The organism is Pseudoalteromonas sp. L23 (assembly GCF_021728455.1).
Classification (GTDB): domain Bacteria; phylum Pseudomonadota; class Gammaproteobacteria; order Enterobacterales; family Alteromonadaceae; genus Pseudoalteromonas.
This window is the reverse complement of record NZ_JAKKCW010000001.1, coordinates 797277-810639: the sequence shown is the minus strand read 5'-3', so window position 1 is coordinate 810639 and position 13363 is coordinate 797277. Positions and strand designations below refer to the sequence as shown.

Here is a 13363-nt window from a genome sequence, read left to right as displayed (position 1 = left end):
ATGAGTACAGCAAAATCAGCTGTAACTGTATTGGGGGCGGGGTCTTATGGCACCGCCCTTGCTATTTGTTTCGCCCGAAATGGTCACCAAGTGACACTGTGGGGCCGCAATAGCGAACACGTTGAGGCGCTAGCAGCTGAGCGCAAAAACCAACGTTATCTTCCTGACATCCAGTTTCCAAACACGCTTGAACTTGAGGCCGATTTAGAAACGGCTGTTAAGTCTAGCGAGCGTATTTTGGTGGTTGTGCCAAGTCATGCGTTTGCAGACACCTTGAAGAAGATTAAACCTATGCTACTTGAGAATGCAAAAGTAGCTTGGGCAACCAAGGGGCTCGAACCAAATACTGGGCGACTATTGCAAGAGGTGGCACTGGATGTGTTAGGTGACGATGTGCCGCTGGCGGTGCTAAGTGGACCTACTTTTGCAAAAGAAATGGCCGCAGGATTACCTACTGCTATTTCAGTGTCTTCGATTTGTGCAAAGTTTCGTGAAGAGCTCGCTGAGCTGTTGCATTGCGGTCGCTCGTTTAGGGTGTATAGCAACGAAGACTTTATTGGTATTCAGCTCGGCGGCGCGGTCAAAAATGTTATCGCAATTGGCGCGGGCATGTCTGACGGCTTTGGTTTTGGTGCGAATGCTAGAACGGCGCTTATCACCCGAGGACTCGCTGAACTTTGTCGTTTAGGATGTGCGTTAGGCGCGCGCTCTGAAACCTTTATGGGTATGGCGGGGCTTGGTGATCTCATTCTCACTTGTACGGATAACCAGTCGCGTAATCGCCGTTTTGGTCTTGCACTTGGCTCGGGAAAGTCGGTCGATGAGGCGATGTCGAGTATAGGTCAGGTGGTCGAAGGTTATCGCAATACCAAAGAAGTTTATCTACTTGCCAAACGCACTGGTATTGAAATGCCGATCACTGAGCAGATCTATCAAGTGCTTTATGAGCAAAAAGATGTGAAAGAAGCCGCAATGGCGTTACTTGGTCGCGAGAAGCGAGCTGAGTGATAATCGAATAGAGAGGCGTAGCTACCTCTCTATTACTCTCCAAACTTAATGTTATAGCGACGCTTAAACCACAGTAAAAATGGGATTTCAATCACGCTAAATGCGACAATCGTAAACACCACCCAATTACTCTTAAAAAACACTAACGAAAATTCGATACCCTTGCCATAGTACAAACTTCCAGACACGACTAAAGAAACCGCAGTAACCAATAAATCTTGTTTGCTGATACTGGCGAGGCTTTTCTCTTTTAACTTTGGGTAAACGAATACGTAGGCCACAAAAAGTAGAATAAAGTTGAGTAAAATAAGCGTTAGCTCAGGTGACATGATTACCTCTATGCCTTGTGTGTCATTCGGCACAAGATAACATAATTTCTTAGCTTAATGCCTCGTGGAAACGCTTTTTATCTGATACTGAACAGGTATAATGGTGAATCCAACTTTTGAGGTGCACATGATCTCCAAGAATCAACAAAAACTACTTCGTGCTTTAGGGCAAAAAAAATATCGCAAACAACATGGCCTGTATTTAGTACAAGGCGAAAAGAATGTGATTGAGTTAGTTGATGCTGGGTTGGCTGTTGAACAGCTGTTCGCGACCAATGAGTTCATGACAAAGTATAAATCCAAACTCGTTAATATTGACTGTGTAGAAGCAGAAGAGGAAGTGTTGAGCAAGGTGAGTACTTTGGTGTCAAATAATGCGGCGATAGCGGTCGTTGCAATGCCGCCAGCAGAAGAAATCAATACTGCTGGGCTGGTGTTGGCATTAGATGGAGTCTCAGACCCGGGTAATCTCGGTACCATTATTCGTCTTGCTGATTGGTATGGATTAACGCAGCTCGTGGTAAGCGAAAACTGCGCCGATCAATTTAACCCTAAAGTGATCAGTGCCACTATGGGCTCATTTGTGCGTGTTAATGTGGTGAGAACCGATCTCGAGGCCTTTTTAAAACAATATCAAGGCGAGTGCTATGGTGCATTCCTTGGTGGTGAGAGCGTACATCAGTGCCAATTTAGTCGTAATGCCGTGTTGGTCATGGGCAGCGAGTCTCATGGTATTAGCGATACCATAGCGGCGCACATCAATAAAAAGGTGACTATTCCTGCGTTTGGTGGTGCTGAATCATTGAATGTGGCGATGGCTACCGGGATCATTTTGGATAATATTAAACGCTGTCATTGCTAACTCATAGATCTTACTAATGAATTGTCTTATTCTCAAAAGTAACCGCGAACAATAATAATAAGCTATGCGACTGAGTAGCATCAAACTGGCCGGCTTTAAATCTTTCGTAGAGCCAACCAAGATCCCGTTTCCTGACCAGATGACATGTGTGGTTGGGCCAAACGGCTGTGGTAAGTCTAATGTTATTGATGCAGTTCGCTGGGTACTGGGAGAAAGCTCCGCGAAAAACCTCCGTGGCGATGCCATGACGGACGTTATTTTTAACGGTTCGACCAAACGTAAACCTATCTCGCAAGCTTCTGTAGAACTGATTTTTGATAATACTCAAGGCCGGTTGCCCGGCACGTTTGCAGATCGTAACCAAATTGCCATTAAGCGCTTAGTGACGCGAGATGGCCAATCTCTTTATTTTTTAAATGGTAGTAAGTGCCGTAAGCGCGATATCACGGATATCTTTTTAGGTACTGGCCTAGGTCCTCGCAGTTATGCAATCATTGAGCAAGGGATGATCTCTCGCTTGATCGAAAGTAAGCCGCAAGAGTTAAGAGTTTTTTTAGAAGAAGCCGCCGGAATTTCAAAATATAAAGAGCGTCGACGAGAAACCCAAACCCGGATCAAGAGTACCCGCGAAAACATGGAGCGTTTGCTCGATGTTAGGCAAGAGCTACAGAGTCAGCTAGATAAACTGGCACTTCAAGCACAACAGGCGAGCGAATATAAGTCTTTAAAGTCGCAAGAGCGTGACTTAAAGTCGTGGATAGCAATTTTAAAGTGGCAAAGCCTTGAGCAAAAGCAGGCAATAAAAGCCAAAGAAATTGCCAAACTCAACGAAAAATTAGCATTTTTTAATGAAGCTCACAGTGGCCATGACAGCATTTTGGCGACGCTAGAACATGAAATTAAGCATTTCAATGATGGCTATGAGCAAGCACAACATAGCGTGCACCGAATTGAAACCCAGTTGGCAACGCTTGAGCAACAGAAGGTCAATCTAACTGAAAAAAAGCGTCAGCTTATTGAGCAGTCCCAAATACTGAAATCACAACAGCAAGAAGTGATTGAGGCGCAAGACGAGCAAGCCGAGTATGTGGCGAGCAGTGCTGAAAAAGTCGCTGAAGTTTCTGAGCGACTTGAGATTGCGCTATTGCAATTGGAAGAAATTCAACTCACAAATGAGCAAAGTGACACAGAGCAAACTCAATTAGAAGCACAGTATAATGACGCGCAGAAGCAGTATCAACAAATACATGCTCAGGTACAGCAAGGGGCAAGCCAATTAGCGCAACAACAGCAAGCTAAACTGCACATAGATAAGCGTCAGGCTGAGTTGCAGGAACAGGCTGACGCGCATCACGCATCTATGTTGGAAAATGACTTGGCTAAAGCTCAGGATGCACATCATCAGTTAGTTCAAGCGATGGCTAAATTACAAAGCCAAGCTGGTAAGTTGCAAGGTCAAGAGAAAACCAATAAAGAAGAAATCTTACAGGCACAGACTCATGCTCAAAAAGCGCTTCAGGCGTTACAAGAAGTGCAATCTGAAATAAAGGCGTTATCACGCTGGGCAGAGGAAACGTCGGAGACTTCTGCTACGACTATGTTATCGCAGCTTGTTGTTGAGTCTGGGTATGAAGAGTGCGTGGAGGCGGCACTGCTTGGGTTGACGCATTTAGTCGTTGAGCAACGCGAAATGAATACGCTGTGGCCCACTGAACTCGAAGTTCCCGCTGATTCCGTTGCGACAAAAATAAGCTCAGGGCTGTTCCCCAGCTTTTTAACGAAAATAAAATTATGTGCTGAATCTACAGACTTTAAATCGTGTGAACAATTCCTTCTCGGCGTGACGGTCGGTGGCGTTATTGTGGGAGATAACTTTAAGGCCAAGACGAAAAGCAATGAAGAGAGTGGCGCGTTAAAACGCTATGCCCAATTGCAGTCATGTCATACTCAACTTCCTCATTTGCAACAACTCGCAGAAGAGGCTGAACAGGTTGTAGCACAAAAGCGTATTGCTCTTGAAGACACGCAAGTTGGTTTATTAGAAATACAGCAATGTGTTCACGAAAAGGCCCAAGCAATCGCCAGCCATAAAACCAAAGTTGAAATGCTGGATGAGAATCTGAGCGCTTGGCGTGAGCAAGGACAGAAAATTCAGGAACAGCTTGATGTCATTGCTCAAGAACGAGGCGAGGTCATTGAACAACTTGAACTTTATACTGAACAGCAATTACAACGTGAAGAGTTACTAGCGCAAGCACAACAAACACAACAACTAGCCGAGGCTAAGTTGACTGAGTTTAAACAACATAGTCAATCTCGACGCGCCGCATTACAAGATGCGCAGCAATTAGTTCATACCACTAAACTTGCGTCGCAGCAGGCAGAAAGTGAACTACAGCTCAGCAATTCTAAGTTGGAACACTTGCAACATCGCCGCGATGAAATAAATCAGCGCATCGAGCAAACACAAGAAGATATTTTGCTTTGTGAAGAGCCGCTCGCGGAGGCACATGAAGACATTGAATTATTGCTCTCCCAACATCTAGAAGCCAAGGCGCAAAAGCAAACGATGTTGGATACGCTTAACCAAGCCAAGGAAAACCTCTCCCAAAAACAAGCGGCATTAAAAGATGCACAAGGCGAAGTGAGTAAACTCAATGAGTCTTTGCAACAAGTGAAACTTGAAGAGCAAAGCTTGATGATAAAGGCGCAAGCGGCACTTGAACCTTTGCAGGAGCTTGGTCGGACGCTAAAAGCGGAGCTGGCGCAATTACCTGAAGACGCAAACTTGGGCCAGTATCAAGCCAATTTGAGTCGAGTCAGTAATGATCTTGGTAAGTTAGGGGCTGTAAACTTAGCCGCAATTGAAGAGTTTGAAGAAGCGAAGGCACGTAAAACCTATTTAGATACACAGCTGGATGATCTCACTAATGCGTTAGAAACGTTAGAAGCGGTGATCAGAAAAATTGATAAAGAGACCAAAACCCGCTTTAGTGCCACCTTTAATCAAGTGAATGAAGATTTAGCCGAGTTGTTTCCTAAAGTGTTTGGTGGGGGGAATGCATATCTAGAATTGACTAGCGATGACCTGCTTGAAAGTGGTGTTTCTATCATGGCAAGGCCGCCTGGTAAGAAAAACTCGACAATTCATCTGTTAAGTGGTGGAGAAAAAGCGCTGACCGCATTATCATTGGTGTTCTCAATATTCAGGCTTAATCCAGCCCCATTCTGTATGCTGGATGAAGTAGATGCACCGCTTGATGACGCAAACGTAGGACGATTTTGTCGTTTGGTTGAAGAAATGTCGCAAACAGTGCAATTTATTTATATCAGTCATAACAAGGTCGCTATGGAAATGGCGGGTAGACTGACGGGGGTAACCATGGCAGAACCCGGGGTGTCGCGTATGGTTGCCGTAGATATAGAACAAGCGGTGCAAATGGCACAGGCATAACAACAAAAAAGGTGAGCAATGGCCACAGAGTTAAGATGGGCATTAATCGTGATCAGTGCGTTGGTCATAGGCGGGTTACTCATACATGGACTTTGGTCTGTTCGTAAGAAGAGCAGCGATAAAGTGTCTAAAAAGGAGCCCAATGAACTCAAAGAGCAAACGCCGAATCATGATAAAGAGCCTGACGAACCTGAAATTGGAGAGATGACCTTTAGTGCGGTGGATGACGAGCCTGCGACTGAGGGCATTATAGCGACTGAAGAGTCTGAAACTGAGGTGCAAACCGAGAACAGTGGATCTGAAGAGGTTGAGCTTGAAGAGAATGCGATAGAGCCACAAGACTTTATTATTCTTCACGTTGACATGCCTGAAGGCCTGAAAATGGCAGGTTCAAGGTTGTTACCAACCGTGTTAAGCCTTGGGTTTAAATATTCTGATGAGGGCTTCTTCAATCGCCATTTAGAGCCGTCCGGAAACGGTCCTGTGTTATTTAGATTGGTAAACATGTACAACCCAGGTACGTTTGATATCGATAACATGGAACAATTTAGCACCGCTGGCATTAGCCTATTTATGACCTTACCTTGTGAAGGCGATAACTTGGCTGCATTTAATATGCTTCACAGTGCATCGAAAAAACTAGCTGAAGAGTTTGGTGCAACCGTACTTGATAAAGACCGCGAGCCGTTAACGGTTGAAGCCGTGCGTGGTTATGTTGAAAAAGTGCGTGAATTCGCCGCTTAATCGCTACTTAGAATTATTTTTAAGCCACTGGCATCCGCTGGTGGCTTTTTACGTTTAGAGGTTTAAATGTCAGACAACATTGAAAGCCAAGTTGCAGCTCTTAGGCAGCAACTCGAAGATTACAATTACCAATATTATGTTCTAGATAACCCAAGTGTGCCTGATGCGGAATATGATCGTGTAATGCGCCAGTTGATGGTGCTTGAGCAGCAGCATCCTGAGTTACAAAGTCCGGATTCCCCATCGCAGAAAGTGGGTGGTGAAGCGCTTAGCAAGTTTGAGCAAGTAACACACAGAGTACCTATGTTGTCGCTCGATAATGCCTTCGACGAAAGTGAATTTACGGCATTTAATCGCCGTTTAAAAGAGCGCCTATTGACAAGTAAAGATGTTACTTTTTGCTGTGAACCAAAGCTCGATGGCTTGGCTGTGTCTATTTTGTATCGTGATGGTGTGCTCGTTCAAGCGGCGACAAGGGGAGATGGTCAAGTTGGGGAAAACATCACTGAGAACGTCAAAACCATTCGCAATATTCCGCTGAAACTGCGTGGAGAACATATTCCGCATGAAGTAGAAGTGCGTGGTGAAGTTTTTATGGATACTGCGGGTTTCATTAAGCTAAATGAAACGGCACAAGCGAAAGGTGATAAGACCTTTGCAAACCCAAGAAATGCGGCAGCGGGAAGTTTACGTCAATTAGACTCAAAAATCACCGCTAAGCGTCCGTTGATGTTTTATGCTTATTCTATGGGTTTAGTTGAAGGCGGTGAGCTGGCCAACGAGCACTATGCGCAGCTACAGCAATTACAAGGTTGGGGCTTGCCAATGAGCCCTGAGACAAAGCTTGTCGATAATGCACAGCAAGCTTTGGCTTATTATCAAGATATCATGACGCGCCGTGCTGAGCTTCCCTATGAAATTGATGGCGTAGTGATCAAAGTGAATGATAAAGCGCAGCAAGAGCAGCTTGGTTTTGTTGCTCGTGCGCCGCGCTGGGCGATTGCATTTAAGTTCCCTGCACAAGAAGAGATCACTCAGCTGCTTGATGTTGAGTTTCAGGTCGGTCGTACTGGGGCGATCACGCCCGTCGCACGCTTAGAGCCTGTTTTTGTTGGTGGTGTTACGGTATCGAATGCCACGCTTCATAATGGTGATGAAATTGCGCGTTTAGGTGTAAAGATTGGTGATACCGTTATTGTACGCCGAGCTGGGGATGTGATCCCTCAGGTAACTCAGGTCGTGTTAGATAGGCGTCCAGATGATGCCAAAGAGATTGAGTTCCCAGATACTTGTCCGGTGTGTGATTCTCATGTTGAACGCGTTGAAGGAGAAGCGGTTGCGCGTTGTACTGGCGGTTTAGTGTGCCGTGCACAACGTAAAGAAGCAATTAAGCACTTTGCATCGAGAAAGGCCCTCGACATAGATGGCCTTGGCGACAAAATAGTTGAGCAGTTAGTTGAGCGCGAGCTAATCAAAACCCCTGCCGATCTGTTTATCTTAAGACAAGGGCATTTTGAGTCTCTTGAACGTATGGGACCTAAGTCTGCTAAAAACTTGGTTGCGGCACTTGAAGAAGCAAAGCAAACAACGTTAGCCAAATTTTTGTATTCGCTTGGGATCAGAGAAGTCGGTGAAGCGACAGCACAAAACTTGGCAAATCACTTCCTGACGCTTGAAAAAGTGATGGCCGCCTCCATTGATACTCTACAGCAAGTAAGTGATGTTGGTGTTGTTGTTGCGCAGCACATTCATAGCTTTTTTGCCGAGCAGCACAATCAAGAGGTGGTAACTGCATTGATTGAAGTGGGTGTAACTTGGCAAGATGTGGCAGCACCGTCAGAGGATACACAACCTTTAGCAGGGCTAACTTATGTGTTGACTGGAACCTTGAGCCAATTGAACCGCAACGATGCTAAAGCGAGATTGCAAGCGCTTGGCGCTAAGGTCGCGGGTAGTGTGTCGAAAAATACGGATGCAGTTTATGCTGGCGAAAAAGCAGGCTCTAAGCTCACGAAGGCACAAGAGCTAGGTGTTGAGGTGTTCGATGAAGAGGCGCTGATCGCACTGTTAAGCAAATACGAGTAGTAAAATGAAATCAGTAACACGATACGGCCCTGAATACTGGGATAAATATGGCGTTTATCGTACGCCAATCGCTTTTAATTTAGCGCTGGTTGTGTTGCTCCGCCCGTTACTTATTTGGGTGTTTTCTGCACTTGCGAGACGCCCAGACTTGGATTTGATGTCGCTATTTTTTGAGTCTAAGTTTCACTTTTTTGTCGCGACAGGGATCGCTTGTATCGCGCTCATACCAACCGTTGTGTTTTCTCTTAGGCGACCAACAAGCTCTCCAAAGCTCGCTGCCGTCTGGCGTTATATGCGTTTGCCGCTTATATTAACAGCGGTACTCGATTTAGCGTGGTTGATCCTGCAAGCTGGGAAAACCCATTATAGTTTTTCTCCTTATATTGCTGTACAAATTGTGTTGGTGAGTTGGGTACTTTTATATTTAATTAAAAGCCGCTATCTAAGTTGCTTTTTTGGCGATTGGCCACTTCCTGTTGAAGAGCAAAAGACAGAAGTAAACAAGAGAGAGAATTGAGATGTTAAAGTGGTTAGATATACTAAACTTTGCCAGAAATGGTAATCCTGTTGCTCCTCGCAGAGTTGAAAAATCGGACCAGCAATGGCAATCAGAGCTTGCTCCAGAAATTTACATGATCACCAGGAAAAAGGGGACTGAACGCCCGTTTAGCTCACAAAGTTGTCAGCTTTTTGAACCTGGTAAATACTACTGTGTATGCTGTGGCGAGTTGTTATTCGATGCCGAAGAAAAGTTTGATAGTGGCTCTGGTTGGCCCTCGTTTACACAGCCTGCAGCAGTGGAAGCGGTTGCGTATCATGGCGATAAGAGTCATGGAATGACGCGCGTCGAAATCACTTGTAACGTGTGTGATAGCCATTTAGGTCACGTATTCCCCGACGGCCCTGAACCAAGTGGACTGCGTTATTGTGTTAATGCCCTTGCAATGGAAAAGAAATAGCTCAATTGCGATAAAACAAGTGATTACTCAAAGTCGAGTTTCATTTCATTTAGTTTAGCTTTGAGTTTACCGTAGCGGATCTGCTGTTCACTATCCAACTCAGACTGATTTAGCAAGGTAGTACAACGCTTTGCTAAATTGGAATTAAAAGTACTTCCTGACTTAGCACAACTATCACTCATACATTGCAGTAAATTTAGCGCTATTCCTGAGTTTTTAGGCATAATTCTAAATGCTTGAGTGAATGCCTCCAAAGCGGTTTCATATTGTCCTTTGTTAAACTGTGTGACCGCATGGTTATTCAGCTCTCTAGGACCCATAGTGATCTCTTTTTTCTCTTGTTGCTGCTGATATAGATAGTGCATTGTGATGGGATCTGCGCTTGAGTTATGGCGTTCACAGTGTGCAATAACTTGACTAAATAGCTCCTGAGCTTTGTGGTTTAACCCCACCTCATGTAGTGCTTTTGCTTTGTCTAAAGTGGAATCTACTGAGCGAATAACGGGTTCATCTTCTAACTGTTCTAGCAGTTGTTTCGCTTTTTTATGCTCATCTTTTAGGTAATGGACGCGGGCGTTGAGGACATCGATTTGCGCTTGGGTTTGTGCGTTTGGAAATTGCTGTTTTAAATCACTCAGGTATTGTTGCGTTTGCCTTGTGAGACGAGTAACTTGGTCTGATTGATCGGTACTCAAGGCAAAGTCTATTCCTGCTCGTGCGGCGTTCAAATACACTTCTGGTTTGTCATGGATCGAGTAGCGCGCGAAACTTGCGATATCTTTATGCGCTTTATAGCTGGCTTCATAGTCGTGATTAATTTGCGCAACTCGACCAAGTGACTGTTGTCTATTTATATTTCTAGGTGCCATCTCAATTGCTTGCTCTAACAATTGTTGGGCATTCTCATATTGGTTTAGCTTTATTTCGAGTTTGCTCAATAAATCGAGCGCAGGAAGACGAGTTTCCGGTCGCTCGATTAAGGTTTTCAACATCTTTTGAGCGATAACATCTTCATTGTTGGTAATGAGCGCCTCGACCAAGCCTAGCTTTGCCCATGTAAACTTTTGCAGAGCCAAAACCGACTTATAAAAAGACTTTGCCTCTTCTAATTGATTGAGTCTGAGTAAAAGTTCTCCTTTTAGCTTTAGGAGTAGGGAAGTGTAGTTATGATCTTTGTTGTCTAGTTCTAGATCTAGCGCTTTTAAGGCCTTTGAGTAGTTCTTGTCGTCTACAAGCAAGTTTATATGCCTTAAAGCTTGTTTACGCTTTAAAACTCGTTCTATACGGTTTTGTAGCTCTTTTATTGAAAAGGGCTTAACTAAAAAGTCATCAGGTTGAAGTTCGATAATACTATGGACTAACTCGGGGCTAGTTTCAGAAGAAATAAAAATAAAAGCGGTACTTGAGCGAATTAACTGTTTGGAGCGTAGCTCTTCGTAAAATTGATAGCCATTTTGCTTTTTTGCTAAACCAAAAGAGCATACGATGAGATCAAACTTATTGATGGTACAAAGCTCCTTTGCACTGTCTGCACTCTCTGCAAATTTTAAATTTCTGAAATCTAACTGTTCTAAAGATTGTTTCATATAGCTCAATGCTAATGGTTGATCTTCAACGATTAACATTTTGGCATTTTGAATAGATGGAGCTGACATAGAAACAATTTTTAGACAATGGCTTTGCTTCTAGTCTAGTACTTAGGTGTAGTTTTGAAAACAAAAATTAACTCATTTTTAGTAGGTTAGTCTATTTAGCTTATCCCAACTATTTACTGGGGTTAGTGGCAAAATAGTTAAGGGTATAACCAAAATTTGGGAGGCTTAGTAGAGTAACTAATTAGTTAATAAATGAGAAAAACGAGGTTGTTTCTATGGACTTTATGGCAGTTTTAAATTGATTCAGTTTGATGTGCTGTTTGAGTATATGACAAGTAACAATGACTATAAATAAAGTGAAAAAGTGTCTTGTACTAGATTTAAAGTTGTGGTTTTAGCCTTGCTTAGACTTAGCGTGATGTTTTGTATCGGCCACTCTATCTAGAAAATAAAGTGGTGGGTTGTACTGGACTTGAACCAGTGACCCTCGCCTTGTAAGGGCGATGCTCTCCCAACTGAGCTAACAACCCAAATTGTGTTTCAATTTATACTCTTGAATAGAGTGATGGTGGGTTGTACTGGACTTGAACCAGTGACCCTTGCCTTGCTCAGGCTTAGTGCGATGCTTTACATCAACCACTCTATCTAATAAAGAATAAAGTGGTGGGTTGTACTGGACTTGAACCAGTGACCCTCGCCTTGTAAGGGCGATGCTCTCCCAACTGAGCTAACAACCCAAATTGTATTTCAATTTATACTCTTGAATAGAGTTTAATGTCCAATTCTAATCTAAGAGTAGAAGTGGTGGGTTGTACTGGACTTGAACCAGTGACCCTCGCCTTGTAAGGGCGATGCTCTCCCAACTGAGCTAACAACCCAAATTGTGTTTCAATTTATACTCTTGAATGGAGTTATGGTGGGTTGTACTGGACTTAACCAGTGACCCTTGCCTTGATCAGGCTTAGTGCGATGCTTTGCATCGACCACTCTATCTAATAAAGAATAAAGTGGTGGGTTGTACTGGACTTGAACCAGTGACCCTCGCCTTGTAAGGGCGATGCTCTCCCAACTGAGCTAACAACCCATATTGTGTTTCAATTTATGCTCTTGAATAGAGTTATGGTGGGTTGTACTGGACTTAAACCAGTGACCCTCGCCTTGCTCAGGCTTAGTGCGATGCTTTGCATCAACCACTCTATCTAATAAAGAATAAAGTGGTGGGTTGTACTGGACTTAAACCAGTGACCCTCGCCTTGCTCAGGCTTAGTGCGATGCTTTGCATCAACCACTCTATCTAATAAAGAATAAAGTGGTGGGTTGTACTGGACTTGAACCAGTGACCCTCGCCTTGTAAGGGCGATGCTCTCCCAACTGAGCTAACAACCCAAATTGTGTTTCAATTTATACTCTTGAATAGAGTTTAATGTCCAATTCTAATCTAAGAGTAGAAGTGGTGGGTTGTACTGGACTTGAACCAGTGACCCTCGCCTTGTAAGGGCGATGCTCTCCCAACTGAGCTAACAACCCAAATTGTATTACAACGTCTGCCGTTGTGGGGCGGTATTATAGGTTTAGTTTGAAAAGAGTCAACACTTAACTTTAAAAAACTATACTGTATGATGTTTTTATGCTCAATGCTTTAAGCTCTTCATTATAGAAGAGGTGAAAGGGCTTATATTTTTGGTCCTAGAATCATCTTATTTGGGGGAAAATGAGTTGCTGAGCTTTGCATGTTATAGCGCGAAATTAAGCAGGGTTGGATACCATGCGGAAGTAAGAAAAGAGCCGTAAAAAACTCTGGCCTAATTGGATTTAAAACAAAAAGGCAGAGGTGCGGTAAGTATGCGTTTTAAATTGTGTAATAAATAATCCAATTCAAGGTGTTAGGCTTGCAAAGGGGAGCTGTTTGGTTATATTCTACGCTTCTTGATTTAAAATGAATCAGTTAGAAAAAACTTTCATAAAAGTTGTTGACTTTATTTTTGCTCCTGCATAGAATGCGCCCCGCACTCAGCGATACAGGCTAGCAGTTCAGGTCTGACTATTTATGGGGCTATAGCTCAGCTGGGAGAGCGCTTGCATGGCATGCAAGAGGTCGACGGTTCGATCCCGTCTAGCTCCACCAATTTATCGTTAGTGCATATGTCCTAGTACATAATTCAAATGACAACGCCTCGAGTGTGAAGTTGTTTGTTATTGTGTCCCCTTCGTCTAGAGGCCTAGGACACCGCCCTTTCACGGCGGTAACAGGGGTTCGAATCCCCTAGGGGACGCCACTTACTTTGGTAAGTAACTCGGTTAGCGAGAGAATAAACAGCTAAATAAAG

General features: G+C 43.9%; 9 protein-coding genes and 8 tRNA genes. 9 read left to right on the top strand and 8 right to left on the bottom strand.

From position 1 onward, the window contains the following. Complete coding sequence (gpsA, locus tag L3V43_RS03685; protein ID WP_010607583.1) at positions 1-1008, top strand: NAD(P)H-dependent glycerol-3-phosphate dehydrogenase; 1008 nt, start codon at positions 1-3, stop codon at positions 1006-1008. A 32-nt stretch (positions 1009-1040) separates the two neighbouring features. Here gpsA and L3V43_RS03680 read toward each other — a convergent pair whose 3' ends face one another. Continuing rightward, a complete protein-coding gene (locus L3V43_RS03680; protein WP_237115728.1) occupies positions 1041-1337 on the bottom strand; it encodes a hypothetical protein in 297 nt (98 codons plus the stop codon). Positions 1338-1464: 127 nt separating this feature from the next. On the opposite strand from L3V43_RS03680, the gene L3V43_RS03675 reads away from it, so the two are divergent. The 6 genes from L3V43_RS03675 to msrB all read left to right on the top strand — a co-directional run bounded on the left by L3V43_RS03675 (position 1465) and on the right by msrB (position 9441). Next, positions 1465-2199, top strand: coding sequence for an RNA methyltransferase (locus tag L3V43_RS03675; protein WP_010607584.1), 735 nt, complete (start codon positions 1465-1467; stop codon positions 2197-2199). Positions 2200-2263: 64 nt separating this feature from the next. Further along, complete coding sequence (locus tag L3V43_RS03670) at positions 2264-5653, top strand: AAA family ATPase (RefSeq protein WP_237115729.1); 3390 nt, start codon at positions 2264-2266, stop codon at positions 5651-5653. An 18-nt stretch (positions 5654-5671) separates the two neighbouring features. Beyond that, positions 5672-6397, top strand: a complete 726-nt coding sequence (gene zipA / locus L3V43_RS03665; RefSeq protein WP_102057497.1) for a cell division protein ZipA — start codon at positions 5672-5674, stop codon at positions 6395-6397. 66 nt (positions 6398-6463) lie between these two features. After that, positions 6464-8482: an NAD-dependent DNA ligase LigA gene (ligA, locus tag L3V43_RS03660; protein ID WP_237115730.1), complete on the top strand. Its 2019-nt coding sequence runs from the start codon at positions 6464-6466 to the stop codon at positions 8480-8482. A gap of 4 nt (positions 8483-8486) precedes the next feature. Then, a complete protein-coding gene (locus tag L3V43_RS03655; protein ID WP_045990300.1) occupies positions 8487-8999 on the top strand; it encodes a DUF2919 domain-containing protein in 513 nt (170 codons plus the stop codon). 1 nt (position 9000) lies between these two features. After that, the gene (gene msrB / locus L3V43_RS03650) at positions 9001-9441 is read left to right on the top strand and encodes a peptide-methionine (R)-S-oxide reductase MsrB (RefSeq protein ID WP_039491435.1); all 441 of its coding nucleotides are present in this window, start codon (positions 9001-9003) and stop codon (positions 9439-9441) included. Between the two features lie 23 nt (positions 9442-9464). Here msrB and L3V43_RS03645 read toward each other — a convergent pair whose 3' ends face one another. The 7 genes from L3V43_RS03645 to L3V43_RS03615 all read right to left on the bottom strand — a co-directional run bounded on the left by L3V43_RS03645 (position 9465) and on the right by L3V43_RS03615 (position 12563). Continuing rightward, positions 9465-11096, bottom strand: coding sequence for a response regulator (locus L3V43_RS03645; RefSeq protein WP_010378834.1), 1632 nt, complete (start codon positions 11094-11096; stop codon positions 9465-9467). Between the two features lie 394 nt (positions 11097-11490). Further along, positions 11491-11566: transfer RNA gene (locus tag L3V43_RS03640), tRNA-Val, on the bottom strand. 131 nt (positions 11567-11697) lie between these two features. Next, positions 11698-11773, bottom strand: a tRNA-Val gene (locus tag L3V43_RS03635). A gap of 65 nt (positions 11774-11838) precedes the next feature. Beyond that, positions 11839-11914 (bottom strand) — tRNA-Val (locus L3V43_RS03630). Between the two features lie 130 nt (positions 11915-12044). After that, a tRNA-Val gene (locus tag L3V43_RS03625) sits at positions 12045-12120 on the bottom strand. A gap of 226 nt (positions 12121-12346) precedes the next feature. Beyond that, positions 12347-12422 (bottom strand) — tRNA-Val (locus L3V43_RS03620). A 65-nt stretch (positions 12423-12487) separates the two neighbouring features. Then, positions 12488-12563 (bottom strand) — tRNA-Val (locus L3V43_RS03615). 522 nt (positions 12564-13085) lie between these two features. Here L3V43_RS03615 and L3V43_RS03610 point away from each other — a divergent pair. Then, positions 13086-13161: transfer RNA gene (locus L3V43_RS03610), tRNA-Ala, on the top strand. 75 nt (positions 13162-13236) lie between these two features. Beyond that, positions 13237-13312, top strand: a tRNA-Glu gene (locus L3V43_RS03605). Positions 13313-13363 lie beyond the last annotated feature (51 nt).